The organism is Azospirillum endophyticum (assembly GCF_016595245.1).
Taxonomy (GTDB): Bacteria; Pseudomonadota; Alphaproteobacteria; order Azospirillales; family Azospirillaceae; genus Azospirillum; species Azospirillum endophyticum.
Map to the genome: position 1 here is coordinate 99,125 of NZ_JAENHM010000046.1, position 26,355 is coordinate 125,479.

A 26,355-nucleotide genomic window follows, 5' to 3' on the forward strand; every position below is an offset into this window, starting at 1 on the left:
GCAGGCAGCCGCTCTTGTCAGGCGGGCGGGTTGATGGGACAGTTCGGCCCCTGTTTCACCAGCGAGAACGGACGGCGGCGCCGGCGACATGGCCGATTTCAACTGGAACGACCTGCGCTTCTTCCTGGCGGTGGCCCGGGCCGGCACGCTGACCACGGCGGCCCAGCGCCTGCGGGCCGATCACACCACGGTCAGCCGCCGCATCACCGCGCTGGAGGAGGCGCTGCGCGTCACCCTGTTCGAACGCCGGCCCAGCGGCTTCACCCTGACGCCGCAGGGCGAGCGGCTGAAGCAGACCGCCGAGGTGATGGAGAGCGCCGCCCTGCTGGCCCAGGGGATGGTGGCCGATGGTGACCTGGCGCTGGCCGGCGCGGTGCGGATCGGGGCACCGGACGGCTTCGGCAGCTGTTTCCTGGCGCCGCGCATCGGATGCCTGTGCGAGCGCCATCCGGAGCTGGAGGTGCAGCTGGTCGCCATGCCGCGCGTCTTCAGCCTGTCCAAACGCGAGGCCGACATCGCCATCAGCCTGTCGCGTCCGCAGGAAGGACGGCTCTACGCGCGCAAGCTGACCGACTACCGGCTGGGGCTGTACGGCACCGCCGCCTATCTGGAGGCGCGCCCGGCGATCCACGGCCGCGCTGACCTGCGCGGCCATTCCTTCATCGGCTACATCGACGACCTGATCTTCGCCCCCGAGCTGGACTATGTCGAGACGATGGGGGAGGTGGCGCCACGCATCAAGAGCAGCAGCCTGGTCGCCCAGCTGAAGGCGACGCTGGCCGGCGCCGGCCTGTGCATGCTGCCGGCCTTCATCGCCCAGGGCGAGCCGGGGCTGGTGCCGGTGCTGGCGGAGGAGGTGACGATCACCCGGTCCTTCTGGCTGATCGTGCACGAGGATCTGCGGTCGCTGGCACGGATTTCGATGACCGCCGACTACATCGCCGATCTGGTGCGGCGGGAGCAGGCGCTGTTCCTGCCCCCCTCCGCAACCTGATTCACCCCTCGCCGCGCAGCATGCGGATGATGCCGGAGAAGTCGGTGCCGCCTTCGCCTTGCGCGTTCATCATGGCGTAGAGCTGCGCCGCCGCCGCCCCCAGCGGGGTGGGCGCGCCGGCGCCCTGCGCCGCTTCCTGGGCCAGCTTCAGGTCCTTCAGCATCAGCGCCGCGGCGAAGCCCGGCTGGTAGTCGCGGTTGGCCGGGCTCGCCGGCACCGGGCCGGGGACCGGGCAATAGCTGGTCAGCGACCAGCATTGGCCCGACGAGGTCGACGACACGTCGAACAGCGCCTGATGCGACAGGCCGAGCTTTTCCGCCAGCACGAAGGCCTCGCAGACGCCGATCATCGAGATGCCGAGGATCATGTTGTTGCAGATCTTCGCCGCCTGGCCGGCCCCGGCACCGCCGCAATGGACGATCTTCTTGCCCATCGCCTCCAGGATCGGACGGGCGCGCTCGAAGGCGTCCGCTTCGCCGCCGGCCATGAAGGTCAGGGTGCCGGCGGCAGCGCCGCCGACGCCGCCCGACACCGGCGCGTCGAGCGAGACGGCGCCTTTGGCGGCGGCCAGCGCATGCGCCTTGCGGGCGGACTCCACGTCGATGGTCGAGCAGTCGATCAGCAGGGTGCCCGGCCGTGCCACCGCGACGATGCCGGTTTCGCCGTCATAGACGCCCAGCACATGTTTGCCGCCCGGCAGCATGGTGACGACCACCTCCGCCGCCGCGGCGATGGCAGCGGGGCTGGCGCCGATGGTGACGCCGGCCGCTTCGGCCGCCTCGATGGCGGCGGGCACGAGGTCGTAGCCCACCACCTGATGCCCCGCTTTCACGAGGTTCGCGGCCATCGGGCCGCCCATGTTGCCCAATCCGATGAAACCGATCACCGCCATCGTCGCGTCTCCCGTTGGTTTGGTTTTTATGGTGCTTCCCCCTCTCCCCCCCGGGGAGAGGGTCGGGGTGAGGGGGAGGCATGGTGTGGACTCAATAGGGTGCGGAGGTGTGCGATTCTTGAAGATCCTCGCCGCGCGACCCCCTCACCCTAACCCTCTCCCCAGGGGGGAGAGGGGATGGCTTGTCGTGTTGCTCAGCCCATCCGCCCGATCTCGCTGCGCGAGACGATCAGGCGCATGATCTCGTTGGTGCCTTCCAGGATCTGGTGGACCCGCAGGTCGCGGACGATCTTCTCCACGCCGTAATCGGCGAGATAGCCGTAGCCGCCGAACAGCTGCAGGGCGTTGTTCGCCACCTCGAAACCGGTGTCGGTGGCGAAGCGCTTCGCCATGGCGCAGAGGCGGGTGGCGTCCTTGCTCTTCGCATCCAGCGCCGAGGCCGCTCGGTGGACGAAGGTGCGGGCGGCCTCAAGCTCCGTCGCCATGTCGGCGATGCGGAACTGGAGCGCCTGGAAGCGGTCGAGCGTCTGGCCGAAGGCCTTGCGCTCGGACATGTAGGTGAGCGCCTTGTCGAGCGCCGCCTGGGCGCCGCCGATGGAGCAGGCGGCGATGTTGATGCGGCCGCCGTCCAGCCCCTTCATGGCGAACTTGAAGCCCATCCCCTCCTGCCCCAGCAGGGCGGAGGCCGGAATACGGGCGTCCTCCAGGATGACGGCGCGGGTCGGCTGGGCGTTCCAGCCCATCTTGTGCTCGTTGGCGCCGAAGGACAGGCCGGGGGTGTCCCTGGGCACCAGGAAGGCGCTGATGCCGGCGGGGCCGTCCTCGCCGGTGCGGGCCATCACCAGATAGAGATCGGAGCTGCCGGCGCCGGAGATGAACTGCTTGGCGCCGTTGAGGACGTAAGAGTCGCCGTCGCGCACCGCCCTGGTGCGCAAGGCGGCGGCGTCGGAGCCGGCATTGGCCTCGGTCAGGCAATAGCTGGCGAGCCATTCCATGCGGCAGAGCTTCGGCAGCCAATGGGCCTTCTGCTCGTCGTCGCCGAAATTGTCCACCATCCCCGCCACCATGTTGTGGATGGAGATGTAGGAGGCGATGGTCGGGCAGCCCTGGCTCAGCGCCTCGAAGATCACCACGGCGTCGAAGCGGCTCAAGGCCGAGCCGCCATGGTCCTCCGACACGTAGATGCCGCCCATGCCGAGCTCGCCGGCGGCGCGCAGGGTATCGACGGAGAAATGCTTCTTCTGGTCCCACTCGACGGCGTTCGGCGCCAGCTCGTCGCGGGCGAAGGACAACGCCATGTCGCGGATGGCGACCTGGTCTTCGGTCAGTTCAAAGGACATGCGTCACCTCCCTCCAAATCTCCCTCTCCCCCCGGGGAGAGGGTCGGGGTGAGGGGGATGCAGATGCTGGATTTTCCGAGAATCCTCGCCGTGCGACCCCCTCACCCTAACCCTCTCCCCGGGGGGGAGAGGGGATATGTGCCGTAGCGTAATCACTCCATGGTCGGGATGACGAAGCTGGCGCCTTCCTTGACGCCCGAGGGCCAGCGCGAGGTGACGGTCTTGGTCTTGGTGTAGAAGCGCACCGCGTCGGGGCCGTGCTGGTTCAGGTCGCCGAAGCCCGAACGCTTCCAGCCGCCGAAGGTGTAGTAGGCGAGCGGAACCGGGATCGGCACGTTGATGCCGACCATGCCGACGTCGACGCGCGACGCGAAGTCGCGGGCGGCGTCGCCGTCGCGGGTGAAGATGGCGACGCCGTTGCCGTACTCATGGTCGTTCGGCAGGGCCAGCGCCTCCTCATAGGAGTCGGCGCGGACGACGGAGAGGACCGGACCGAAGATCTCCTCCTTGTAGATGCGCATCTCCGGCTTCACCTCGTCGAACAGGCAGCCGCCCATGTAGAAGCCGTTCTCGTAGCCCTGCATGCTGAACTCGCGGCCGTCGACCGCCAGCTTGGCGCCTTCCTTGACGCCGAGGTCGACGTAGGACTTCACCCGCGCCAGATGCTCGGCGGTCACCAGCGGGCCGAAATCGGCGCTGCTGTCGGTCGAGGGGCCGACCTTCAGGCCTTCCACCCGCGGGATCAGCCGCTCCATCAGGGCGTCGGCGGTCTTCTTGCCGACCGGCACGACGACGGAGATCGCCATGCAGCGCTCGCCCGCCGCGCCATAGCCGGCGCCGATCAGCGCGTCGGTGGCCTGGTCGAGGTCGGCGTCCGGCATCACCAGCGCGTGGTTCTTGGCGCCGCCGAAGCACTGCACGCGCTTGCCCGCCGCGCAGCCGCGGTTGTAGATGTATTCGGCGATCGGGGTGGAGCCGACGAAGCCCACCGCCTTGATGTCGCGATCGTCGAGGATGGCGTCCACCGCCACCTTGTCGCCGTGGACGACGTTGAGGATGCCCGGCGGCAGGCCGGCCTCCAGCATCAGCTCGGCCAGCTTGACCGGGACGCCAGGGGTGCGCTCCGACGGCTTGAGGATGAAGGCGTTGCCGCAGGCGATGGCCGGGGCGAACTTCCACATCGGGATCATGGCGGGGAAGTTGAACGGCGTGATGCCGGCGACGACGCCGAGCGGCTGGCGCATCGAGTAGATGTCGATGCCGGGGCCGGCGCCGTCGGTGAACTCGCCCTTCAGCAGGTGCGGGATGCCGCAGGCGAATTCCACCACTTCCAGGCCGCGCTGGATGTCGCCCTTGGCGTCGACGATGGTCTTGCCATGCTCCAGTGACAGCAGCAGCGCCAGCTCGTCGTAATCGCGCTGGACGAGGTCGAGGAAGCGCATCAGGACGCGGGCGCGGCGCTGCGGGTTGGTGGCGGCCCAGCCGCGCTGCGCCTGCTTGGCGTTCTCCACCGCGGCGCGCATCTCCTCCACGCTGGCCAGCGGCACGCGGGCGCGCACCTCGCCGGTCATCGGGGAGAAGACGTCGGCGAGCCGGCCCGACGTGCCGGAAACCAGCTTGCCGCCGATCAGGTGCTGAAGTTCGGTGGTCATCCTATTGTCCTCCCTCGGGATTGTTTGTCACCATGTGGACCTGAGCGGCCCCTTGGGGCGACCCGAAACTTTGCGCATCGGTTGTGCAGGAATGCGGCAAGCAGGCATCCTTTTGCTACACTGCCGCCGATTGCGAGGGGCGGGGAACGGCGATGGCGACGATCGAAGAGGCTCTGGGCATCGCGCTCGACCACCATGCCGGCGGCCGCCTCGCCGAGGCGGAAATCCTCTATGGCCGTATCCTGCAGGCCGATCCGCGCAATGCCGCCACCCTGCATCTGGCCGGGGTGCTGGCCTGCCAGACCGGCCGGCCGGGCCAGGGGCTTGGGCTGCTGCGCCGCGCGGTCGCGGAAGATCCTGCCGCCGCCGCCTACCGCATCGACCAAGCCAAGGCGCTGTTGGCGGTCCGGGAGTGGGGGGCTGCCGCCGCGGCCCTGCGCCCGGCCCTGGCGCTGGCGCCCGACGCCGCCGAGGGCTGCGACCTGCTGGGTCTGGCCGAGCGTCATGCCGGCGATCTGGATGCCGCCATCGCGGCGCTTGAGCATGGTTTCACGCTGGCGCCGGAACGGGCGGAGATGGCGGGGCGGCTGGCCCTGCTGCGCCGGCAGCGCGGGGTGGAGCATCTGCGGCGGTCCCGGCCGGACTTGGCGGTGGCGGACTTCCGGCGCGCGGTGCCGCTGGCGCCGGAGGAGGCGGAGCCGTGCCTCCAGCTCGCCGGCGTGCTGTTCGATTGCGGGCGCTTCGCTGCGGCGGTCGAGGCCTATCGCCGGGTGCTGGCGCTCGATCCGTCACAGGGCGCCGCGCTGTTCAATCTGGGGATCGCCCTGACCAAGAGCGGTGGAGCGGACGTGGCGCTGGCGGTGTTCCGCCGGGTTGCCCGGCTCGATCCCGGCCATATTGGCGTGCGCGACGCCCTGACCCTGGCGCTGGAGCCGTGCGACGCGGCGGAGGCGGCGCGCTGGTCCGCCGAGACGCTGGCCCTGAAGCAGGCGAGGGCGGAGAGCGAGGTGCCGCCGCTTCCGGCCGTTCCCCGGGAAGCGGCGGCGCGGGCCCGCGACATCGTCGCCTTCAGCCTGTGGGGCACGCGCGAGGTCTATACCCAGGGCGCCGTCGCCAATGCCCGGGCGGTGCCGGCGCTGTTCCCCGGCTGGATCTGCCGCTTCTATCACGACGAGTCGGTGCCGCCGGCGCTGATCGCGGAGCTGGGCCGGCTGGGGGCGGAGACGGTGGCGATGCCGGCCGGCAGCGGCCCGTCGCAGGGGCTGTTCTGGCGCTTCCTCGCCGCCGACGACCCGACCGTCGCCCGCTTCCTCTGCCGCGACTGCGATTCCCGGCCGACCCTGCGGGAGAAGGCTGCGGTCGCGGAGTGGATCGCGTCGGGCCTGCCGTTCCACGTCATGCGCGACCACCTGCTGCACACCGACGTGATCCTGGCCGGCATGTGGGGCGGCCGGGCCGGGCTGCTGCCGCCGATGGCCCCGGTCGTCGCGGCCGTCGCCGACCGCGAGGCCGACCGCTGGCAGGACCAGCGCTTCCTGGCGGAATGGGTTTGGCCGCGCATCCGGGACCGCGTGCTGGTCCATGACAGCGCCCATCCGGGGGCGGGGCGGCCCTTTCCGCCGGCACCGGACGATCCCGTGTCGCCGCATATCGGGGCAAAGGTGCTGGAACTGCGGACGATCGACGCAGCGGCGCGGGCGGAGAGGACGCCCGGCGCCTCGCTGCCCACCGAGGCGGTCACCCGGCATGGGCCGCTGCGCTTTCTCCCCGACGATTCCTGTGCCGGGCGATCGCTGGCGCTCTACGGGGAGTTCCTGGAGGCGGCACAGCGGCTCTGCGCGTCGCTGCTGGAACCGGGCGGGGTGGTGGCGGAGGCCGGGGCCGGCGTCGGTGCCCACACCGTGCCGCTGGCCCGCCGGGTCGGCCCGGGCGGGCAGGTCCATGCCGTCGAGCCAAGGGAGGATCTGCGTGGCCTGCTGGTCCACAACCTCGCCGTCAACGGGATGGGCGCCGTCGTCGTGCATCGGTCGGGGGTCGTCGGGATGGATGGCGTCGAGCGGCTGGACCTGCTGAAGGTCGATGTCGGGAGCGACGTGATCGCGGCGGTGCGGGAGGCGGCCGGCGTGATCGTCCGCTGCCGTCCGGCGCTCTATCTGGAGAATGACCGGGAGGACCGGTTGGGGGAGCTGATCGCGCTGGTGCAGGGCTTCGCCTATCGGCTGTGGTGGCACATCGTCCCGCTGTTCGATCCGGGCAACCATGCCGGCCAGGGGCACAACGGCTTTCCGGGGGTGGTCGCGCTGAACCTGCTGGGGCTGCCGGCGGAACGGTCCTGTCCGCTGCCGGGCCTGCCGGAGGTGACGGGACCCGCGCAGTCCTGGCGCGAGACGGCCTGGAGCGCCTGAAGGGCAGGCTGGACCTGTCCTCAAAGGTGTGTGGAGAGTTCCGACCCCACCGCTTATAGTGCGCCCGCGCGTCCATGGCCGGGAAACTCCCGGTCCGGGGCGGGGGATTGCCGCAGAAACGGCGAAGCGGAATGGACATGACCAGCCACGAAGACGTCTTCGACACGCCGGAGACCCGTCAGCCGACCATCCTGGCGGTGTACAATCAGAAGGGCGGCGTCGGCAAGACGACCACCTCGGTGAACCTCGCGCTCGCGCTGGCGGCGCTGGGCAAGAGCGTCGTCCTGATCGATTTCGACCCGCAGAGCAGCGCCACCAGCAACTTCCTGCTGCGCGACAAGGCGAAGGTCGGCATCAACGACCTGCTGCGCAAGGAGACCTTCGTCGAGGACGCCATCACCCCGACCGCCTTCGACGGGCTGTCGATGATCGTCGGCGCCCGCAAGCTCTATTCGCTGGAACATGCGCTGGACAGCCGCGGCGGCTCGCAGCGGGGCTTGCGCAAGGCACTGCATTTCTCGCGCAACCCGCCGGACTACGTGGTCATCGACTGCCCGCCGGCGCTGGGCCATCTGGCGGCCGGCGCGCTGGCGGCGTCGGACCGGCTGATCGTTCCGGTCTTCCCCGGCCGCTACGCGCTGGACGGGCTGCGGCGCACCCTGCAGGTGGTGGAGCATATCCAGAACGGGCTGAACCCCAGCCTGACGCTGGCCGGCATCCTGATGCTGTCGATCACCAACGACGAGGTCGGGCGCGATTCGCTGACCCAGCTGCGCAACGAGTTCCCGGAGCAGATGTTCCGCACCGCCTTCCCCTATGACGTCGACGTGGTGAAGGCGACCTATCGCCGCATGCCGGCGGCGATCTTCACGCCGGAGGGCCGGACCACCAGCCGGTTCGCGGCGCTGGCCTGGGAGATCGTCCATGGCCGCGGCAGCACGCCCGACGAGGTGCAGCTGAAGCCGGCGCTGGAGCGCATCCGCTCCTGGCACGAGGCGACCGACACCTCCTACAGCACGCGGCGCGCGTCCTCCCTCGACGAGGGGGACGAGCCGGGCGGCGGGAGCAATGGCGGACGGCAGGCCGAGCGCGGGAGCGCGTCGTCCGGCGGCGGCGGCAAGGGAGCGGGGCTTCTGGGGCTGGTCGTCGGTCTGGCCGCCGGCTTCGCGCTGGGTGCCTTTGCCGGGCCGCCGATCCTCGGCAGGCTGCTTGGGCTTGGGGGATAGAATATCCTCTCTCCCCGCTATCGGCGGACCTTCGGTCCGCCTGTCGCGTCAGCGCAAACGAAGTTTGCGCGTGAGCGGGGAGGAGAGGGGGACCGGTGGATCCCACGATCAACGAGAGGGCCTCTCATGCTTCCTGTCGATGCCGTCCTGCGCAAGGTGGACTCGTCCTTCGAGGAGTCGGTCGGCCGGCTCTGCGAGTTGCTGCGCATTCCCTCGGTCAGCACCGATCCCGCCTATGCCGGCGAGGTGCGCCGCGCCGCCCGATGGTGCTCCGACAGGCTGACGGCGCTGGGCTTCACCGTCACCATCCATGAGACGCCCGGTCATCCCATCCTGGTCGCCCATCATCCGGGGCCCGAGGGAGCGGAGACGCCGCATGTGCTGTATTACGGCCATTACGACGTCCAGCCCGCCGACCCGGTCGAGCTGTGGAACAGCCCGCCCTTCGAACCGGTGATCGTCGAGGCCGAGCGGGGGCGCCGCGTCGTCGCCCGCGGGGCCGCCGACGACAAGGGCCAAACCATGACCTTCCTGGAGGCGTTCGAGGCCTGGCATGCCGTACACGGCTCCATCCCGATCCGCGCCACCGTGCTGCTGGAGGGTGAGGAGGAGACCGGCAGCCCGTCGCTGCCGCGCTTCCTGAAGGAGCATGCGGCGGAGCTGCAAGCCGATTTCTGCCTGGTCACCGACACCAATGCCTGGGACGTCGACACCCCGGCGATCACCACCCGGCTGCGCGGCCTGCTCTATCTGGAAGCCACCGTCACCGGGCCGAGCCACGATCTGCATTCCGGCCTGTTCGGCGGCGCCGTGCCCAACCCGCTCAATGTGCTGACCGGTATCCTGGGCCGGATCCACGATGCCGACGGGCGGGTGCGCTTCGACGGCTTCTATGACGGCGTGCGCGAACTGGCGGACGAGCTGCGGGCGCAGATCCACGGCCTGCCGCTGGACGAGGCGCAGTTCCTGGGCGCGCTCGGACTGACCCGCAGCCATGGCGAGGCGGGGCGGACGCTGCTGGAGCGCATCTGGACCCGGCCGACCTGCGACATCAACGGCATCTGGGGCGGCTACACCGGCGAGGGATCGAAGACCGTCATCCCGGCCAAGGCGTCCTGCAAGCTGAGCTGCCGGCTGGTGCCCGGCCAGGACCCGGCGGCCATCGAGGCGTCGGTCCGGCGCTTCTTCGAGGAGCGGCTGCCGGCCGACTGCACGGTGTCCTTCCGCCGCTTCAGCGCCTCGCCCGGGATCGAGGTGCCGACCGACACGCCGTGGATGCAGGCGGTGCGCGGCGGGCTGAAGGAAGCGACGGAACGCGACGGCGTGCTGATCGGCGGCGGCGGGTCGATCCCCATCGTCGGCTGGTTCCGCGAGCATCTGGGGCTGGAGACCATCCTGGTCGGCTTCGGGCTGGATGACGACCGCATCCACTCGCCGAACGAGAAGTTCGAGCTGAAATGCCTGCGCAACGGTATCCGCAGCCATGCGGCGATCATGGGGCGATTGGCGGCCGGACGGGTTGGCTGAGGGCAGGGGCTGACTAAATCTCCCGGATCCGCGGCGGGGCAGGGGAGCAGGGCAGGGCCGACGGCCCCGCCTTCTCCCTTCGACCCTGCCGCCACCGACAAGATCGAGACGGGAATTCGCATGTCCGCCCTGTTCACGCCCTTCACGCTGAAGGACGTCACCCTGCGCAACCGCATCGCGGTGCCGCCGATGTGCCAGTACAGCGCCGTCGACGGCATCGTCAACGACTGGCATCTCGTCCATTACCCCGGCCTCGCCCGCGGCGGCGCCGGCTTGGTGATCGTCGAGGCGACGGCGGTGTCGCCGGAAGGCCGCATCACGCCGGGCTGCACCGGCCTGTGGAACGACACCCAGGCCGAGGGCATGGCGCGCATCGCCGCGTCGATCGCCGCGGCCGGCGCCGTCCCCGGCATCCAGATCGGCCATGCCGGCCGCAAGGCCAGCGCCAACCGCCCGTGGGAGGGCGACGACCACATCGCCGACGGCGACCCGCGCGGCTGGGAGACCCTCTCGCCGTCGGCCGTGCCGTTCGGCGCCTCTCTGCCGAAAATGCCGAAGGCGATGACGCCGGACGACATCGCCCGCGTCCGTGCCGATTTCGTGGCCGCGGCCGTGCGCGCCCGCGACGCCGGCTTCAAGTGGCTGGAACTGCATTTCGCCCATGGCTATCTGGGCCAGAGCTTTTTCTCGGTCCATGCCAACACGCGCACCGACCAGTATGGCGGCGACCTTGCCGGGCGAAGCCGCTTCCTGCTCGAAACGTTGGCGGCGGTGCGCGCGGTCTGGCCGGAAAACCTGCCGCTGACCGCGCGCTTCGGCGTGATCGAGTATGACGGGCGCGACGAGGAGACGCTGGCCGAATCGATCGAGCTGGCGCGCAACTTCCGCGTCGGCGGATTGGATCTGCTCAACGTCAGCGTCGGCTTCTCCACCCCCGCCGCCAATATCCCCTGGGGATCGCCGTTCCTGGCGCCGATCGCCGGACGGGTGCGGCGCGAGGCGGACCTGCCGGTGGCGGCGGCCTGGGGCATCGATGCGCCGAAAATCGCCGACCGCACCGTCGCCGACGGGCAGCTGGATCTGGTGATGGTCGGCCGCGCCCATCTGGCCGATCCGCATTACCCCTACCGCGCCGCCAAGGAACTGGGCGAGGACAAGCCGTCCTGGGTGCTGCCGGCGCCCTACGCCCACTGGCTGGAGCGTTACCGTGCCACCGACACCGCCAAGGCGGACTGATGCCGGGGGGCAGAAAGTCATGACGTCCGGCCCTGGCATGACTTGGACCAATGATTTGGACCATCACCCGTCGCCGCAGCTTTCGAAGTGGGATTCCAGCGCGAAAGCAAAATACATATAAGTGTGTGAGTAAAGTAAATGACTCCTAAAACGAGAATTTCTCGTTGACTGTAATTCTGCAAAGTGGTTGAGTGGAGCTGTTCATTTAATCGAGAGGATATCTCATGGAACTGAACACTCCGTTCTTTGTCCTGTTCCTGGAACATGACGAGATCGACGCCACTGCCGTCAACCGCCAGGAAGGCTTGCAACCCGCGCCTTTCCTTGCGCAAACTTCGAAGAAGAAAGACGATTAAGTCTTCTTCCAGTTCTGTTCCGGCCTATGGCGGGATGGACTAAGATTATGACAATACTGATTGTTGCAAGTGACGAAGACTCGTGGACCGCGAATGCGGTCCACGAGTCCCTTTTGGCGGATGGTGCGGACGCTGTACGCCTCGTAACGGAGCATTTTCCGCTGTCGCTCCGAATGGTTGCCCATTGCGGCAATACAGGGGAGAACGCACAGCTGTTCATAGACGGGCGAATGGTCGATCTTGCCTCGGTGTCGGCTGTGTGGCACCGCCGCTGGAGGACTGCGGCAACGGTGACGTCGCTCGCCATTCCAGACGATGTCCGGCAAGGAATCCAGCGTGAAAGCGCCGCTTCCCTGGAGGGCGTCATCGGCGCGCTTCCCTGCTTTCATCTGGATCAGCCCGCGGCCATCGCACGGGCCAGGAACAGGCCTTTGCAACTCGTGCTGGCGCGGCAACTCGGAATCGACATTCCTCGCACGCTCACGACAAACAGTCCACAGGATGCGCTGAGCTTCTTCGACGACTGCAACGGCGATGTGATCGTGAAGATGCTATCGTCCTTCAGTGTTCGCGATGAAAGTGGCCACGATAAAGTCGTCATGACGAACCGCGTCACTTCCGAACATCTTCGTAAGATTGATACGCTATCGACATGTCCGATGACGTTTCAGGAGCGCATCCAGAAGTCCATGGAATTGCGCATAACGGTGGTTGGGTACGAAATATTCGCAGCCTCAGTCGACTCCGGCCTCGAACCGATGGCGGAGACGGATTTCCGTCGCGGCTTTGCAACGCTGAGCCAGCATTGGAAGCCTTACCGATTGCCACCGGAGTTCGCAGGGAAGCTGCTCGCATTGATGGATGCGCTGCAAATGAATTACGGCGCGATCGATGTGATCGTCACCCCGGATGGCCGCTACGTGTTTCTGGAGGACAATCCGGTCGGGCAATTCGGGTGGGTTGAACACGCCACCGGCATGCCGATCGCCCGCACGATCGCCGGATTGCTCACCGGGCGCGTGCCGCGTCGGGTCGATCTGCCGACGGTTTCCTGCAATCTCGGGGATTTCGCGCGATCGACTGTTTGACCAATATTCGGAAAAAACCGAAGGCGCCCGCATATTTCAAGAACCATGCGACGACGGATCTCGCTCTGCTTGTCACAGGCGGGCCAATCGGGAGATCTTCACGTGGACACATCAGCTCTTGCGACAAGCGGACAGTGGCTACCCCATAGCCAGGCTGTTTCCCGGCTCTCCGGATTGACCGACGACGATGTGGACGAATTGTTGTCCGGGGGAATCGGCGGTCGCGGGACGCCATTCATCGTCACGGACGCCATGGCCGATTGGTCCTGCATGCAATGGTCATTCGACTGGTTCAAGAAGACCTATGGCGAAACGATCGTAATCACGTCAGCGTCTTTTGAATCCGATATCCGTATGCGTGGACGTCTGTCGGACTACATCGACTACATCACTGAAGACGGTGATTTACGCGGTCGTGTGCCGAAGAACTTTTCCTATGTCGGGACGGAATGCCAACCGGACAATGATGGGGCAGGCGATGCGCCTGCTGGGCCGCAGTATCTGGTTTCCTGGGACCTCGAAAACATCAGCAGCATCGGTGACCACTTCCACCAACCTTATTTCATGCAAGATCGGAATTTGCTGGACAGGCTGATGCCGGAGACAAGGCGGGCGTTCTTCAACAAGCACACATTCGCCTTCATCGGGGCAAAGGGGTCGCTGTCGCAGTTGCATAATGATCATGATCACACGCATTCATATCTGGCGCAGATTCTCGGCAGAAAAAAGCTGGTCCTATTCTCACCGGCGGAAGCCGAACTGGTCGCCGAGATGGACCCGTTCGGATTCACGGTGGGTGGGACGGGACTCGATCCGCGAAACCCAGATAAGGACAAGTTTCCCCGGTTCATGGAAACGACCCCGTTCGAATGCGTCATCGAACCGGGCGACCTGCTGTTCCTTCCATCCGGCTGGCTGCATTGCGCCTATGGATTGACGGCCGGCATCAGTGTTGCCAGGGACAGTGTCGATCGCTGGAACTTCGGAAGGTGGTTCCAATCGATGGCCATCACCAATCTGCCCAAACTGGCGTCGCGCGTCGTCCAACATCCAAGCCTGCAAGGAGAGGGCATAGCGCCCCCCTGGTTGGATCGGGTGCGCAGCGACCCTTATCTCTTGTCGCTTCTCAGCACCTGTTACCGTCCATGACCCGGGCTCCCACCGCCTATGTCCGGAACCTCCGGCGGCGTACGAAGGATGAGCTTCGTCTGCGGTTCGAGCATCTCCTGTTCGGCTGCCTCGCCGAATTGGGGTTTGATGTCGTCGAACAATCCTGGTCTCCGGACGACCCGGAGCCTTGGCTGCGTGATCGGCACCGAAGCGGCGATGCTCGTCCGGTGATTCTCTACGAGCATTTGTCGAGGAACCAGAAGCCGGATGGCGATGCCTATTACATGGAAATGTATTTGAACGGTACCTTCACGCTGGATCGTGATGGCTGGGGACCGTTTCAGGCAAGCATGCGCAATATGCCGGACATCAGCCATGTGAACTCGGCTGACAGCGTCGCCTATTGTGCCGAGTTGAGCGAGACATGGGTGAGAAGCGGAGAATCGAAATATTCCCAGCCGACTCCAAAAACCATCTCGGCGCCGCAGGGATACATATTCCTACCGCTTCAACTGAGCGCGGATGACGCAATCGTCTGCCATTCCGAAATCGGCGTTTCCGAGTTTCTGCATCAGGTCGCCGCCTGGGCCGTCAGAACGGACAGGCCCCTCGTGATAAAGCTGCATCCTTACAATGATGACCCGGCGGTTGCCGATGCCGTGCGATTTTGGACGCAAAAGTCAAACATCTATCAATCACAAGAGAACGTTCATAGCTTGATCTGCCAAGCTGCGGGTATCATTACAATTAATTCGGGCTGTGGGTTCGAGGCACTGGTTCATGGAAAGCCGGTCGTAACGTTTGGGCAATGTGATTACAAGTGGGTTACATTTATGGGTTTGGGCGTCAATCTTGATCTGGCGGCTGCATACATTGATGGTTACAGTCCTGAGCAGAGGATGCGAGCCTATAATTGGGTAAATTATTACCTGACGGAACATGCCCTCGACGTGAGAGGGGAGGCTTGGGCGGCCACGGGCGCTCGCTTGAAGAGCCGTCTCGGACGAATCCTCCTTCCCGTGTCTGAGGGACTTTCCGAGAGAGGATAGATCGTCTTGGGGCCATCGGGGGCGGCGCAGCTTCGAGTTCAACGCCTCGATGGCATTGGTAACCGGTATGATGATCTCCGGTACCGCCTTATGCCGGCGGCTTTCGATGCCGACTTGGCAGGATCGAAAGCTTCGGCATCCTGGCCCGCCCCCGTCAACGTCGTTTCACCCACTCCCGCATTTCGGGTTCGGCCGCGTAGACCTTGTCGATCCGGTCCTTCATCTGGGCCAAGCTGACCGGTTTCACGAGATACCCGTTGACCTGATGTTCCAGTGCGGTGCGGACCGTTTCGGCCTGGTTGTCGGCGGTCAGCATGATGAAGGGGGTCCGGTCCACCCCCTTCACCTTGATGTTGCGCATGCCCTGCAGGACCTGCAACCCGTTCATCGGTTTCATGTGGACGTCGCAGAAGACGATGTCCGGGCGGGTGCGGACGATCTCCATCAAGCCGTCCTTGCCGTTCGCCGCCTCTCCGATCGACCGCACGCCGATCTGGATCAGGATCTGGCGCAGAAGGCTGCGCGTGTAGACCTCGTCCTCGATCAGCAGGATCGAAAGCTTGTCGTAGGGCGTGTCGCTCATCGGTCAACTCCGTGGGCCGGGACGGCGAAAGCGGTATCGGCCGCGTCGGCCAGTTCATCCAGGGTCATGGCGAGAAGACTGTGCAACAGCGCGGCGGTGTCGCCGTCACCGGCGTCCAGGGCATCCTGAAGGTCGCCGGCCAGCTGGCCGAGCCGCGTCGCACCGACGGAATGGGCGCCTCCCTTCAGCGCATGCACCGTCTCCCGCGCGCCGGACAGGTCACCGGCGGCCAGCGCGGCGCCCGACTCGTCGATCATCCCGCGGGCACCGCCGATGAAGCCCCGGACCAGCGCCTCGGCCTGCTCCGCCGCTCCGGCGAAGATGTCTCCCAGGTAGGCGAGATTGAGCACCTGCGGATCCACAAGCGGATTGGCGAGTGGATCGGCCGGCGGGGCGGCAGCCTTCGGCGTCGCGGTCTCGGCCGGGGGGGCGCGCCGCCGCAGATCCCTGGCCTGCGGAAGAAAGCGCTCCAGCAGATCGAACAGCCGGCGGCTGTCCACCGGCTTGGTCAGGTAGGCGTCCATGCCGGCGTCGAGGCAGCGCTGCTCGGTGCCCGGCAAGGCATCGGCGGTCAGCGCGACGATGGGAAGCCGGACGCCTTCCGCTTCGCCGCTGCGGATGGCCGAAGTCAGGGCGAAGCCATCCATCTCCGGCATGTGGAAGTCGGTCAGCAGCAGCCCGTACCGGCCGGCGGCGTGGAGCTTCAACGCCTCAACGCCGTTGCTGGCGATTTCGAAGGCATAGCCGCCCTGCGACAGCATGCGGCGGATGACCGCCTGGTTGGTCGCGTTGTCCTCGGCCACCAGGACCAGGGCGCCCGCCGCGCGCGCCTCCTCCAGCGTCGGAGGCTGCCAACCGGAGGTCGCGCCGTCCGCCGCGCGGTCGCGCCGCTCCAGGCTGGCTCGGCCCAGGGCCGCCGCGATGACATGCCACAGGCGGTCGCGGCGCAGCGGAAGGGTCAGGGTGCAGAACACACCGGCGCGGTGCGCCTCGGCCAAGCGCGAGGCCAGCTTGCGGCTGGCGACGAGCACGACAGCCGGGTCGCGGCCACCGGTGTCCAAGGCATCGTCCTCCGCCGCGGCACGCCACAGGATCACCACCCGCCGTCCGTCCTCCGCGTCGGCTCCGGAGGCGCCGGGGGTGTCGGCCAGCCCGTCGCGGTCGAGCCAGCGGACGTCCTCCACCCCGGCTGCGGCCAGCATGGCCGCCAGGGCGTGGCGCTCCGGGCCGTCGCCGAAGCCGACCGCCACCAGCCGGGCGTCGCCGATGGCGATCGACGGCGCCGGCGCCGTCCAATCCACGACCGTCAGCGGCACCTCGAACCAGAAGGTTGAGCCTTCGCCATGGACCGACTCGACGCCGATGCGCCCGCCCATCAGCGTGCACAGATGCCGGCAGATCGCCAGCCCCAGCCCGGTTCCGCCATACTGGCGGGAGGTCGAGCTGTCGGCCTGCTGGAAGGGGCGGAACAGCGTGTCGCACTGCGCCGGGGTCAGGCCGATGCCGTCGTCGCGCACCGCGAAGCGCAGCAGGCTCACGTCCGGGCCGGGCCCGGGCGCGGCGGCGACCGTCACCACGATGCCGCCATGCTCGGTGAACTTGATGGCGTTGCCGATCAGGTTGAGCAGCACCTGCCGCAGGCGGACCGGGTCGCCGACCAGCAGGGACGGGACGGCCGGGTCGATGTCGACCACCAGCCCCAGCCCCTTTTCCTCCGCCCGGCCGGCGAGGATTTCCGCCGTGCCCTCGACCACGTCGACGAGGCTCAGCTCGATCGCCTCCAGCTCCAGCCGTCCGGCCTCGATCTTCGAGAAGTCGAGGATGTCGTTGATGATGGTCAGCAGCGAGGCGGAGGAGGCGCGGACGATGTCGAGCATGCCGCGCTGGTCGCCGGTCAGCTCGGTCTGGTCCATCATCTCCGCCATGGCGACGACGCCGTTCATCGGGGTCCGGATCTCGTGGCTCATCATGGCGAGGAAGGAGGATTTCGCCCGCGTCGCCTCTTCCGCCCGGTCGCGCGCGTCGCGCAGCTCTTCGGCGAGGTCATGCAGCCGCTGCTGGTCGTCGCGCAGCTGGCGGGCGTTGTCGCGGAACCGGGCGAGCGCGGCGGCGAGCGCGCCGATCTCGTCCCGCTTGCCGAGCGACGGGATGTCGCGGTCCAGCCGGCCGCCGGCCACCGCCGCCATGGCGTCGGTCATGGTGACGAGCGGCCCGACCACCCGGTTGCGCAGGGTGTAGTAGGCCAGCAGGAACACCACCAGGGCGGCGGCCATCAGGATGGCCAGACGCATCCGCTGCCCCTCCACCTGCTCCAGCGCGTCGGCGTAGATGCTTTCGCCGTAGCGGTCCTGCAGCGCGGTGAGTTCCTGGATGGCGACCAGCAGCGGGTTGACCGACGGGTACATGTCGCGGGCGATGAAGGCGGTCAGCCCGGCGATGTCCTGGGCGCCCAGAATGTCGATCAGCTCGTCCAGCGCCGTGTTCGCCTCGTCCATGTGGTCCTGGGCGGTCCGGACGATCTCGCGCTCGGTCTGGGTTTTCACATGGGCGATGTAGCGCTCCCAGGCCGGTCCGGCGGCGTCCTTGGCCCGCCGCACCGCCGCTTCCCCCTGGTCCCAGGGCATGTCGCCGACCCGCACGCGGACCGCCGAGACGATGGCCGCGGTGGTATAGGCGTCGGACACCGTCTTCAGGTCCAGCGAGGGGATCAGCGCCCCATGGTGGATGCGTTCGACCTGTTCCCGTGACAGGCCGGACACCGACATGGTGCCAAGCGCAAGGGTCAGGATGAGCACCGCGATGATCGCGAAGATCAGGTGGAAGCGCGTCCGGATGGTCATGATTCGGCCTTTTCGCCCGTCATCGCGTCTTTCAGGGTCCCGGCTTTCAGCGCAACGGCAGGGCGATGAGCAGACCGCCCTTCGTCCACAGCTCGTTCAGCCCGCGCTCCAGCTTCAGCGGCGTCTTCGGCCCGATGGTCGTCTCGAACACGTCGCCGTAATTGCCGACCTGGGCGATGATCCGGAAGGCCCAGGAATCGTCCAGCCCGAGAGGAGCGCCGAAGCCCGGCACCATGCCGACGAGACGCAGGACGCGGGTGGCCTCGCTGTTGCGCATCTCCTCGACGTTGCGTCGCGAGACCCCCAGCTCCTCGGCCTCGATCATCGCGGCCAGCGTCCAGCGCATCGCCTCCACCCACGCATCGTCGCCCTTGCGGACCAGCGGGCCGAGCGGTTCCTTGGAGATGCGCTGGCGCACCACCAGATGCTCGTCGGGATTGGGCATCTCCATCACCCGCAGCGCGGCGAGCGCGGCGGAGTCCGAGGTCATGACGTCGCATTCGCCCGACCGGTAGCTGGCGATCATCTCGTTCAGCGGCCCCTTGGGGACCGGCCGGTAGGCGATCCCGAGGGTGCGGAAATGTTCGGCGAGGTTGGTTTCCGACGTCGTGCCGCGCTGGAAGCAGATGGACAGCCCGGCCATCTGCCGGACCGTACGGACGTTCAGCGCGCGGCGGGTCAGGAAGCCCTGCCCGTCGTAATAGCTGATCCCCACCGGCTGGAAGCCGCCGGCGGCCAGCCGGCTCAAGGTGATCGTCGTGCTGCGGCTCAGCAGGTCGATATCGCCGCTGGCCAGCCGCCGCAACCCCTCGGCGGTGGTGGCGGGAACGAACACCACCTTGTCGGCGTCGCCCAGCACGGCGGCGGCGGCGGCCCGGCAGAAGTCGACGTCGAAGCCCCGCCATTGCCCGTCGGGACCCGGCATGGAGAAGCCGGCGACGCCGGTGCTCACGCCGCAGCGGATGGCTCCGCGCTCCCTGACCGCGGCCATGGTCGACGAGACCGGTGCGGCCGGCGGGGCGGCTTCCTGGCTCAAGGCCGGCGCGGCCGGGGCGGAGAGAAGAGCCAGCGCGACCAGGGCGGTCCCAAGCGCGGTCCGCAGACGAAACGGTTTCAGGAACATGTCGGTTTGCGGGTCCCTGCTTGGCTCATTCTGCGGTCTGATCGGAGCCCGTGCCGGGACCGACCCATGGACACAACCCTCCTTCCGGTTAAGGCGGCGTTTACGCGGTGACGATCGATCACGGACGGTGGCCATCCGCCGGGCATGAGGCGGACAGCGAAAGGGCCCGCGGTTCCCCGCGGGCCCTTTCCAGTCAGGCGGTCGGCCGGTCAGGCAGTCAGCCGGCTTCGGCCGCCGAGGAGGCGCTCCACAGGTTGATGCCGGCGTCGGCGACGGCGTGGGTATCGATCTCCGCCAGCTCCTCCGGCGTGAAGGACAGGCTGTTCAGCGCGTCCAGCGAGTTGTCGAGCTGCTCGACGTTGCGGGCGCCGATCAGGGCGGAGGTCACGCGCGGGTCGCGCAGCACCCAGGCGATGGCCATCTGCGCCAGCGTCTGGCCGCGCCGCTTGGCGATGGCGTCGAGCGCGCGGATGCGCTCCAGATTCTCCGCCGACAGGAAGTTGGCGCGCAGCGTCCCGCCCTTGGCGGCGCGGGCGTCGGCCGGCTGGCCGCCGAGATACTTGTTGGTCAGCATGCCCTGGGCCAACGGCGAGAAGGCGATGCAGCCCATGCCGAGATCGTCCAGCGTGTCGAGCAGCCCGCCCTCGCCCTTGCCTTCCACCCAGCGGTTCAGCATCGAGTAGGAGGGCTGGTGGATCAGGCAGGGGGTGCCGAGCTGGCGGAGGATCCCGGCCGCCCGCCGCGTCATCTCCGGCGAGTAGGAGGAGATGCCGACATAGAGCGCCTTGCCCTGGCGGACGATGTGGTCGAGCGCGCCCATCGTCTCCTCCAGCGGGGTGCGGGGATCGACGCGGTGCGAATAGAAGATGTCGACGTAGTCGAGGCCCATCCGGGTCAGGCTCTGGTCCAGGCTGGAGACCAGATACTTGCGCGAACCCCAGTTGCCGTAGGGGCCGGGCCACATCTCGTAGCCGGCCTTGGTCGAGATGACCATCTGGTCACGGTAGGGGCGGAAATCGGTGGCGAGGATGCGGCCGAAATTCTCCTCGGCCGAGCCCGGCGGCGGGCCGTAGTTGTTGGCGAGGTCGAAATGGGTGACGCCGCGGTCGAAGGCCCGGCGCAGCACGGCGCGCCCGGTGGCGAACACGTCGGTGCCGCCGAAATTCTGCCAAAGCCCCAGCGAAATGGCCGGCAGGTCGAGCCCGCTGCGGCCGGTGCGGCGATAGCTCATGCCCTCGTAACGCTGGTCGGCGGCAAGATAGGGCGGTTGCATGGCGTTTTCTCCCGATGTGATTCTAAGTGATATATCAGCATAGGGCGGGGGTGGGGCGGCGCGCAATGGGCCGACCGGTCATATCACTCTGGGGAGTCCGGTTGGCGGGGCGCAGACCTGCTTCATGCAGCCGCGCAGCCAGCGGTGGGCCGGGTCGGCGTCCAGCCGCGGGTGCCACAGCAGGGAGACGGTGACCTCCGGGGCGGGGAAGGGCAGGGCGAAGCCGTGGAGGCCGGCGCGCAAGCCGGCGCTGTGCCGGTCGGGGACGCTGACGATCAGGTCGGTGCCGCGCACCAGCGCCAGCGCCGCGGCGAAGCCGCCGACCGTCGCCACCACCCGGCGCTTCAGCCCCAGCCGCTCCAGCGCTTCGTCGACCAGCCCGCGGTCGTCGCCGCGCCGCGATACCAGGACATGCCGGCCGCCGGCGTAGCGGGCGGCGGTGATCTCGCCGCCGGTCAGGGGATGGCCGGCGCGGACGACGCCGATGAAGCGGTCGTGGAACAGGGCCTGGACCCGCAGTTCCGGTCCGCTGTCGCTGGCGACGACCCCGGTTTCCAGGTCGACCGAGCCGTCGCGCAAGGGTCCGCTGTCCTTGTCCGGCTTGGCCAGGAAACGGATGCGGACGCCGGGAGCCTCCCGGGCGACGAGGGTGAGCAGGGCGGCGCCGTAGCTTTCGACGAAGCCGTCGCTGGTCCGCAGGGTGAAGGTCCTGGCGAGCTGGTTCAGGTCGAGATTCTCCGCCGGGCGCAGCGCCGCTTCCGCTTCCTGCACCAGCAGCCGCACCCGGTCGCGCAGGGCGAGCGCGCGCGGCGTGGGGACGAGGCCGCGTCCCGCCCTGACCAGCAGCGGGTCGCCGGTCGCCTCGCGCAGCCGCGCCAGAGCCCGGCTCATCGCCGACGGGCTGAGCCGCAGCCGCCGCGCCGCGCCGGCGACGCTGCCCTCCGCCAGCAGGGCGTCCAGGGTGACGAGCATGTTGAGGTCGGGCACGGTCATGCGCCGGATCCTACCATGCTTCCTGCCATCGGCGCCGCCGGGACATGGCGTCGGATGCACGAATACAGTGCGACCGCTGCGCGTTCCGCCCTGTCCGCCCACGCCCTAGCCTTGGTGCCTGTCTTTGAAAAGGAGAGGTGTCATGAGGCAGGCGGTTGCACAGGATGGTGATGCCGCGGAGGCGGCGGGCGGGAGCGCTCGGTGGGGGCTGGCCGGGCTGGCGCTGGCGATGCTGCTGTCGTCGCTCGGCATCAGCATCGCCAATGTCGGGCTGCCGGCGCTGGCGCTGGCCTTCGACGTGCCGTTCCGCGAGGTGCAATGGGTGGTGCTGGCCTATCTGCTGTCGATCACCGCGCTGATCGTCGGCGTCGGGCGGCTGGGCGACATCGTCGGGCGGCGGCGCCTGCTGCTGGCCGGGATCGCCCTGTTCACGGCGGCGTCGGCCGCGGCGTCCGCGGCGCCGGGCCTGTGGGTGCTGGTCGCGGCCCGGGCGGTCCAGGGGCTGGGGGCGGCGGCGATGATGGCGCTCGCCACCGCCTTCGTCGGCGACACGGTGCCCAAGGCGCGGATCGGCCGGGCGATGGGACTGATGGGAACGACCTCGGCGATCGGCACCGCGCTCGGCCCGTCGCTGGGCGGCGGCCTGATCACGGCGTTCGGCTGGCCGGCGATCTTCCTCGTCACCGTGCCGCCGGGGGTGGCGGCCTTCCTGCTGGTGCGCCGCCACCTGCCGGCCGACCAGGTGGAAGCGGGAGACAGGCGGAATAGCTTCGACAGTCCCGGCCTGCTGATCCTCGCCCTGACGCTGGGGGCCTATGCGCTGGCGATGACCGGCGGGCGCGGCGGCTTCGGCTGGATCGACATGGTCCTGCTGCTGGCGGCGGCGGCCGGGACGGGGCTGTTCCTGGTGGTGGAGGCGCGGACGGCGTCGCCGCTGCTGCGGATCGAGATGTTTCGCGACCGGGCGCTGCGCGGCCGGCTGCTGATGAGCCTGCTGGTGGCGACCGTGCTGATGGCGACGCTGGTGGTGGGGCCGTTCCACCTCGCCCGCGCCCTGGGGCTGGAGACCAGCATGGTCGGAGTAGCCATGTCGGCCGGGCCGCTGGTATCGGCGCTGACCGGCGTGCCGGCCGGCCGGTTCGTCGACCGGTTCGGCGCGCCGCGCATGACCATCCTGGGGCTGAGTGCCACGACGGCCGGATGCGTGCTGCTGGCGCTGCTGCCGGCGACGCTGAGCGTGGCCGGCTATGTCGGGCCGCTCGTCGCCGTCACCGCCGGCTATGCGTTGTTCCAGGCCGCCAACAACACGGCGGTGATGGCGGAGGTGGAGAAGGACCCGCGCGGCGTGGTGTCGGGATTGCTCAACCTCTCGCGCAATCTGGGGCTGATCACCGGCGCCTCGGTGATGGGGGCGGTGTTCACGCTGGGAGTGGGGGCGGAGGTCGCCGACGCGGCGCCGGACGCCGTGGCGGCGGGAACCCGGGCGACCTTCACCGTAGCCGCCGGGCTGGTCGCCGTGGCCCTCGTCCTTGCCGTCGGGATGATGCGGCGGCGGTGACCTTCGTGAGGCGGTGAGCGGGACAATGTGACCATGACAATCCCGGCAAGCGGTCTTGGCTTGTCCCGCAGACCGTTCGAGAGCACGAACCATCCCTGCGCGGACCGGTGGAATCCTTGGTTTCTCTGGGGTTTCTCCGGTCCGTAGCGGGGAGCGCTTGTGCCTGTGGCCGAAAGGATACATCCGACATCGGAAATGTAATGGTGACAATGTTCCGTTTGACCCCGCCGATTTCGTCTCCATAATCCTGATTGTCTCGATTGTTCGAGCAATGTGCGCCAGATTATGGAGGATCCGATGCGCCCCACCGACGTGACCCGCAGTTCCGGCCTTTACACGGCAGCCCCGGGCGCCGTTCCGGCCGCCGACCGCGTTGCCCGCGTCACCCGGCGCCCCCTCTGGCGGCTGCTCGATGTGTTGTTTTCCGTGATGGAACGGCGCAAACAACGTCATGCATTGATGGGGCTCGACGACCATCTGCTGAAGGACATCGGCGTCAGCCGGTCCGAGGTGGAGCAGGAGGTGTCGAAGCCGTTCTGGCGGGGATGAGACGATGGCCGACCAATCCGTTCACTTCCAATCGGTTCAAATCGAGTACGCGGTCGAACCGGACCTGAGCGCGGACGCGTTCATCGACGTGCTCGAGCGCTCCGGGCTGGCGGAACGCCGGCCTGTGGGCGACCGGCCGCGGGTGGAGGCGATGCTGCGCAACGCCGGCCTCATCATCACCGCGCGGGAGGAAGGCCGGCTGGTCGGCGTCGCCCGGTCGATCACCGACTTCGTCTATTGCTGCTATCTGTCCGACCTCGCCGTCGACCGCGCCCTGCAGGGGCGCGGCATCGGCAAGGAGTTGATGCGCCGCACCCGCGACGCGATGGGGCCGGGCACCATGTGCCTGCTGCTGTCGGCGCCCAAGGCCATCAGCTTCTACGAGCAGGCCGGGCTGAAGCGGCACGAGCAGGCCTTCCTGTTCACCGATCTGGAATGAGACACCCGGGGGGAGCACCGCCGCCATGCCCGATATCATGAGCAACAGCCCGGCCGATGGTGGGGCCGATACGACCGGCCTCGCCATCTCCTACGCCGACGTGGCCGGGGCGGCGGAGCGGATCGCCGGCGTCGCCCACCGCACGCCGGTGCTGACCAGCCGCACCGCCGACACGCTGACCGGCGGCGAACTGCTGTTCAAGTGCGAGAATTTCCAGCGCACCGGCGCCTTCAAGATCCGCGGCGCCTACAACGCGGTGTCCCGCTTCACCCCGGTCCAGCGCGCGCTCGGCGTCGTCGCCTATTCGTCGGGCAACCATGCCCAGGCGCTGGCGCGGGCGGCGTCGATGCTGAAGGTGAAGTCCACCATCGTCATGCCGGAGGACGCCCCGGCGGCCAAGCTGGCGGCGACCCGCGGCTATGGCGCCGAGGTGGTGCTGTACGACCGCTATGCCGAGCCGCCGGACGCCGCCGTCGCCCGCGTGCTGGAGGATCGGGGCGGCGTGCTGATTCCACCCTTCGACCATCCGCACGTGATGGCCGGCCAGGGCACCGTCGCCAAGGAACTGATCGAGGAGGCGGGAAAGACCGGTGGGCCGCTCGACCTGCTGGTGGTGCCGACCGGCGGCGGCGGGCTGCTGTCCGGCTGCGTGGTCGCCGCGAAGACGCTGAATCCCGGCTGCCGCGTCGTCGGGGTCGAGCCGGAAGCCGGCAACGATGCCCAGCAGAGCCTGCGCAGCGGCGCCATCGTCCGCATCGACGCGCCCAAGACCATCGCCGACGGCGCCCAGAGCCGCGCGGTCGGCCAGCTGACCTTCCCGGTGCTGCAGCGGCTGGTCGACGACATCGTGACCGTCACCGACGACCAGCTGGTCGACGCCATGCGCTTCTTCGCCAGCCGTATGAAGATGCTGGTCGAGCCGACCGGCTGCCTCGCCGCCGCCGCGGTGCTGTCCGGCAAGTTCGATGTGCGCGGCAAGCGCGTCGGCATCGTCGTCACCGGCGGCAACGTCGACCTCGCCCGCTTCGCCGCGCTGGTGCAGGCGGCCTGAAGAGGCTTTTGCGCTACGATAATCCCCCTCTCCCCCCGCTCTCGCGCAAACTTCGTTTGCGCTGACGCGGCAGGCGGACCTCCGGTCCGCCGAAAGCGGGGAGAGGGTCGGGGGGAGGGGGAAGCGCAGAGTGGTGTGACTCGACGCGCAACGACCCTGCCTCCGACATATCCTCGCCGCGCGACCCCCTCACCCTAACCCTCTCCCCGGGGGGGAGAGGGGATCTGAGTTCCCCCAAGACGTAAGGGATCCCTATCCATGACCGGGAAAGCCATGCGCCTGCCCATCTATCAGGTCGATGCCTTCACCGACCGCGTGTTCGCCGGCAACCCGGCGGCGGTCGTGCCGCTGGAGTCCTGGCTGCCCGACGCGCAGCTCCAGGCCATCGCGGCGGAGAACAACCTGGCGGAGACCGCCTTCTTCATCCGCAGCGGCGAAGGCTACGAGCTGCGCTGGTTCACCCCGGCGGTCGAGGTCGAACTGTGCGGCCATGCCACGCTGGCGACCGCCTTCGTCGTCTCCACCATCCTGGAGCCCGGCCGCGCGCATATGGATTTCGCCACCCGGCAGGCCGGCACGCTGACCGTCACCCGCGACGGCGACCGCTACACGCTGGACTTCCCCAACCGGCCGCCCCAGCCGGCGGAGACTCCCGATCCCAAGCTGCTGGCGGCGCTGGGCGGACCGGCACCGGTCGCGATCCTGAGCGGGCGCGATTATCTGGTGGTCTACGACTCGGCCGACGCGGTGCGGGCGCTGGCGCCGGACATGGCGCTGCTCTCGAAGCTGGACCTGTGGGCCGTCTGCGTCACCGCGCCGGGAGAGGATGGGGTCGATTTCGTGTCGCGGCTGTTCGCCCCGGCCCAGGGCATCCCGGAGGATCCGGTCACCGGTTCCACCCACTGCATGTTGACCCCCTATTGGGCGGAGCGGCTGGGCAAGAGCGTGCTGACCGCCCGTCAGGTCTCGGCCCGCGGCGGCGACCTGCTGTGCGAACTGGCCGGCGACCGGGTGAAGATCGGCGGGCAGGCGGTGCTGTATCTCGAAGGCTCGATCCTGGTGTGAGGACGC

At 68.3% G+C, this 26,355-nt stretch carries 22 protein-coding genes; 14 read left to right on the top strand and 8 right to left on the bottom strand.

Translation table 11 applies throughout. The features are described from left to right. Positions 1 to 88: 88 nt before the first annotated feature. A complete protein-coding gene (locus JHL17_RS15880) occupies positions 89 to 994 on the top strand; it encodes a LysR family transcriptional regulator (RefSeq protein WP_200194507.1) in 906 nt (301 codons plus the stop codon). A 1-nt stretch (position 995) separates the two neighbouring features. Here the strand turns inward: JHL17_RS15880 and mmsB are convergent, their stop codons facing one another. From mmsB to JHL17_RS15895, 3 genes are all read right to left on the bottom strand, one after another. After that, positions 996 to 1,886 (bottom strand): 3-hydroxyisobutyrate dehydrogenase, encoded by an 891-nt coding sequence (gene mmsB, locus JHL17_RS15885; RefSeq protein ID WP_200194508.1) that lies wholly within the window; start codon positions 1,884 to 1,886, stop codon positions 996 to 998. 194 nt (positions 1,887 to 2,080) lie between these two features. Continuing rightward, positions 2,081 to 3,226 (bottom strand): isobutyryl-CoA dehydrogenase, encoded by a 1,146-nt coding sequence (locus JHL17_RS15890; RefSeq protein ID WP_200194509.1) that lies wholly within the window; start codon positions 3,224 to 3,226, stop codon positions 2,081 to 2,083. 152 nt (positions 3,227 to 3,378) lie between these two features. Then, positions 3,379 to 4,878, bottom strand: coding sequence for a CoA-acylating methylmalonate-semialdehyde dehydrogenase (locus JHL17_RS15895; protein ID WP_200194510.1), 1,500 nt, complete (start codon positions 4,876 to 4,878; stop codon positions 3,379 to 3,381). A 152-nt stretch (positions 4,879 to 5,030) separates the two neighbouring features. On the opposite strand from JHL17_RS15895, the gene JHL17_RS15900 reads away from it, so the two are divergent. The 8 genes from JHL17_RS15900 (at position 5,031) to JHL17_RS15930 (ending at position 14,875) form a co-directional block, all read left to right on the top strand. Further along, positions 5,031 to 7,283 (top strand): protein arginine N-methyltransferase, encoded by a 2,253-nt coding sequence (locus tag JHL17_RS15900; protein ID WP_200194512.1) that lies wholly within the window; start codon positions 5,031 to 5,033, stop codon positions 7,281 to 7,283. A gap of 137 nt (positions 7,284 to 7,420) precedes the next feature. Beyond that, a complete protein-coding gene (locus JHL17_RS15905; protein WP_282189317.1) occupies positions 7,421 to 8,509 on the top strand; it encodes a ParA family protein in 1,089 nt (362 codons plus the stop codon). A 126-nt stretch (positions 8,510 to 8,635) separates the two neighbouring features. Beyond that, complete coding sequence (locus JHL17_RS15910; RefSeq protein WP_200194514.1) at positions 8,636 to 10,036, top strand: M20/M25/M40 family metallo-hydrolase; 1,401 nt, start codon at positions 8,636 to 8,638, stop codon at positions 10,034 to 10,036. A gap of 120 nt (positions 10,037 to 10,156) precedes the next feature. Further along, a complete protein-coding gene (locus JHL17_RS15915) occupies positions 10,157 to 11,272 on the top strand; it encodes an NADH:flavin oxidoreductase/NADH oxidase (RefSeq protein WP_200194515.1) in 1,116 nt (371 codons plus the stop codon). A 224-nt stretch (positions 11,273 to 11,496) separates the two neighbouring features. Next, positions 11,497 to 11,628 carry a hypothetical protein gene (locus tag JHL17_RS37630; RefSeq protein WP_282189318.1) on the top strand — a complete coding sequence of 44 codons (132 nt, stop codon included), beginning with the start codon at positions 11,497 to 11,499 and terminating at the stop codon, positions 11,626 to 11,628. Positions 11,629 to 11,675: 47 nt separating this feature from the next. After that, a complete protein-coding gene (locus JHL17_RS15920) occupies positions 11,676 to 12,716 on the top strand; it encodes an MvdC/MvdD family ATP grasp protein (protein WP_200194516.1) in 1,041 nt (346 codons plus the stop codon). Positions 12,717 to 12,890: 174 nt separating this feature from the next. Further along, positions 12,891 to 13,865 (top strand): cupin-like domain-containing protein, encoded by a 975-nt coding sequence (locus JHL17_RS15925; RefSeq protein WP_200194517.1) that lies wholly within the window; start codon positions 12,891 to 12,893, stop codon positions 13,863 to 13,865. Next, positions 13,862 to 14,875 carry a capsular polysaccharide export protein, LipB/KpsS family gene (locus JHL17_RS15930; protein ID WP_200194519.1) on the top strand — a complete coding sequence of 338 codons (1,014 nt, stop codon included), beginning with the start codon at positions 13,862 to 13,864 and terminating at the stop codon, positions 14,873 to 14,875. Before JHL17_RS15925 ends, JHL17_RS15930 begins: the two co-directional genes overlap by 4 nt. A 154-nt stretch (positions 14,876 to 15,029) precedes the next feature. Here JHL17_RS15930 and JHL17_RS15935 read toward each other — a convergent pair whose 3' ends face one another. The 5 genes from JHL17_RS15935 to JHL17_RS15955 form a co-directional block, all read right to left on the bottom strand. After that, positions 15,030 to 15,458, bottom strand: coding sequence for a response regulator (locus JHL17_RS15935; protein WP_200194520.1), 429 nt, complete (start codon positions 15,456 to 15,458; stop codon positions 15,030 to 15,032). Then, positions 15,455 to 18,298 (bottom strand): hybrid sensor histidine kinase/response regulator, encoded by a 2,844-nt coding sequence (locus JHL17_RS15940; RefSeq protein WP_200194521.1) that lies wholly within the window; start codon positions 18,296 to 18,298, stop codon positions 15,455 to 15,457. The genes JHL17_RS15935 and JHL17_RS15940 overlap by 4 nt, the downstream gene beginning before the upstream one ends. 46 nt (positions 18,299 to 18,344) lie before the next feature. Further along, on the bottom strand, positions 18,345 to 19,421 hold the full coding sequence (locus tag JHL17_RS15945; RefSeq protein WP_200194522.1) for an amino acid ABC transporter substrate-binding protein: 1,077 nt from the start codon (positions 19,419 to 19,421) through the stop codon (positions 18,345 to 18,347). A 217-nt stretch (positions 19,422 to 19,638) separates the two neighbouring features. After that, a complete protein-coding gene (mgrA, locus tag JHL17_RS15950) occupies positions 19,639 to 20,694 on the bottom strand; it encodes an L-glyceraldehyde 3-phosphate reductase (protein WP_200194523.1) in 1,056 nt (351 codons plus the stop codon). A 78-nt stretch (positions 20,695 to 20,772) separates the two neighbouring features. Next, positions 20,773 to 21,687 carry a LysR family transcriptional regulator gene (locus tag JHL17_RS15955; RefSeq protein ID WP_200194524.1) on the bottom strand — a complete coding sequence of 305 codons (915 nt, stop codon included), beginning with the start codon at positions 21,685 to 21,687 and terminating at the stop codon, positions 20,773 to 20,775. Positions 21,688 to 21,829: 142 nt separating this feature from the next. Here JHL17_RS15955 and JHL17_RS15960 point away from each other — a divergent pair, with 142 nt between their 5' ends. The 5 genes from JHL17_RS15960 to JHL17_RS15980 all read left to right on the top strand — a co-directional run bounded on the left by JHL17_RS15960 (position 21,830) and on the right by JHL17_RS15980 (position 26,349). After that, the gene (locus JHL17_RS15960; RefSeq protein ID WP_200194525.1) at positions 21,830 to 23,245 is read left to right on the top strand and encodes an MFS transporter; all 1,416 of its coding nucleotides are present in this window, start codon (positions 21,830 to 21,832) and stop codon (positions 23,243 to 23,245) included. Between the two features lie 297 nt (positions 23,246 to 23,542). Next, the gene (locus JHL17_RS15965) at positions 23,543 to 23,794 is read left to right on the top strand and encodes a DUF1127 domain-containing protein (RefSeq protein WP_247893578.1); all 252 of its coding nucleotides are present in this window, start codon (positions 23,543 to 23,545) and stop codon (positions 23,792 to 23,794) included. Between the two features lie 4 nt (positions 23,795 to 23,798). Then, positions 23,799 to 24,233, top strand: a complete 435-nt coding sequence (locus tag JHL17_RS15970; protein ID WP_200194527.1) for a GNAT family N-acetyltransferase — start codon at positions 23,799 to 23,801, stop codon at positions 24,231 to 24,233. Between the two features lie 25 nt (positions 24,234 to 24,258). Further along, entirely contained in the window at positions 24,259 to 25,284 is a 1,026-nt protein-coding gene (locus tag JHL17_RS15975) for a threo-3-hydroxy-L-aspartate ammonia-lyase (protein ID WP_200194528.1), read from the top strand. Positions 25,285 to 25,542: 258 nt separating this feature from the next. Then, a complete protein-coding gene (locus JHL17_RS15980; protein WP_247893579.1) occupies positions 25,543 to 26,349 on the top strand; it encodes a PhzF family phenazine biosynthesis protein in 807 nt (268 codons plus the stop codon). The last annotated feature ends 6 nt before the right edge of the window (positions 26,350 to 26,355 follow it).

What these genes read in the sequence shown, in the direction of transcription:
- JHL17_RS15880 (WP_200194507.1), top strand. Translation starts at nt 89, where the DNA reads ATGGCCGATTTCAACTGGAACGACCTGCGCTTCTTCCTGGCGGTGGCC.
- mmsB (WP_200194508.1), bottom strand. Translation starts at nt 1,886, where the DNA reads ATGGCGGTGATCGGTTTCATCGGATTGGGCAACATGGGCGGCCCGATG.
- JHL17_RS15890 (WP_200194509.1), bottom strand. Translation starts at nt 3,226, where the DNA reads ATGTCCTTTGAACTGACCGAAGACCAGGTCGCCATCCGCGACATGGCG.
- JHL17_RS15895 (WP_200194510.1), bottom strand. Translation starts at nt 4,878, where the DNA reads ATGACCACCGAACTTCAGCACCTGATCGGCGGCAAGCTGGTTTCCGGC.
- JHL17_RS15900 (WP_200194512.1), top strand. Translation starts at nt 5,031, where the DNA reads ATGGCGACGATCGAAGAGGCTCTGGGCATCGCGCTCGACCACCATGCC.
- JHL17_RS15905 (WP_282189317.1), top strand. Translation starts at nt 7,421, where the DNA reads ATGACCAGCCACGAAGACGTCTTCGACACGCCGGAGACCCGTCAGCCG.
- JHL17_RS15910 (WP_200194514.1), top strand. Translation starts at nt 8,636, where the DNA reads ATGCTTCCTGTCGATGCCGTCCTGCGCAAGGTGGACTCGTCCTTCGAG.
- JHL17_RS15915 (WP_200194515.1), top strand. Translation starts at nt 10,157, where the DNA reads ATGTCCGCCCTGTTCACGCCCTTCACGCTGAAGGACGTCACCCTGCGC.
- JHL17_RS37630 (WP_282189318.1), top strand. Translation starts at nt 11,497, where the DNA reads ATGGAACTGAACACTCCGTTCTTTGTCCTGTTCCTGGAACATGACGAG.
- JHL17_RS15920 (WP_200194516.1), top strand. Translation starts at nt 11,676, where the DNA reads ATGACAATACTGATTGTTGCAAGTGACGAAGACTCGTGGACCGCGAAT.
- JHL17_RS15930 (WP_200194519.1), top strand. Translation starts at nt 13,862, where the DNA reads ATGACCCGGGCTCCCACCGCCTATGTCCGGAACCTCCGGCGGCGTACG.
- JHL17_RS15935 (WP_200194520.1), bottom strand. Translation starts at nt 15,458, where the DNA reads ATGAGCGACACGCCCTACGACAAGCTTTCGATCCTGCTGATCGAGGAC.
- JHL17_RS15940 (WP_200194521.1), bottom strand. Translation starts at nt 18,298, where the DNA reads ATGACCATCCGGACGCGCTTCCACCTGATCTTCGCGATCATCGCGGTG.
- JHL17_RS15945 (WP_200194522.1), bottom strand. Translation starts at nt 19,421, where the DNA reads ATGTTCCTGAAACCGTTTCGTCTGCGGACCGCGCTTGGGACCGCCCTG.
- mgrA (WP_200194523.1), bottom strand. Translation starts at nt 20,694, where the DNA reads ATGCAACCGCCCTATCTTGCCGCCGACCAGCGTTACGAGGGCATGAGC.
- JHL17_RS15955 (WP_200194524.1), bottom strand. Translation starts at nt 21,687, where the DNA reads ATGACCGTGCCCGACCTCAACATGCTCGTCACCCTGGACGCCCTGCTG.
- JHL17_RS15960 (WP_200194525.1), top strand. Translation starts at nt 21,830, where the DNA reads ATGAGGCAGGCGGTTGCACAGGATGGTGATGCCGCGGAGGCGGCGGGC.
- JHL17_RS15965 (WP_247893578.1), top strand. Translation starts at nt 23,543, where the DNA reads ATGCGCCCCACCGACGTGACCCGCAGTTCCGGCCTTTACACGGCAGCC.
- JHL17_RS15970 (WP_200194527.1), top strand. Translation starts at nt 23,799, where the DNA reads ATGGCCGACCAATCCGTTCACTTCCAATCGGTTCAAATCGAGTACGCG.
- JHL17_RS15975 (WP_200194528.1), top strand. Translation starts at nt 24,259, where the DNA reads ATGCCCGATATCATGAGCAACAGCCCGGCCGATGGTGGGGCCGATACG.
- JHL17_RS15980 (WP_247893579.1), top strand. Translation starts at nt 25,543, where the DNA reads ATGACCGGGAAAGCCATGCGCCTGCCCATCTATCAGGTCGATGCCTTC.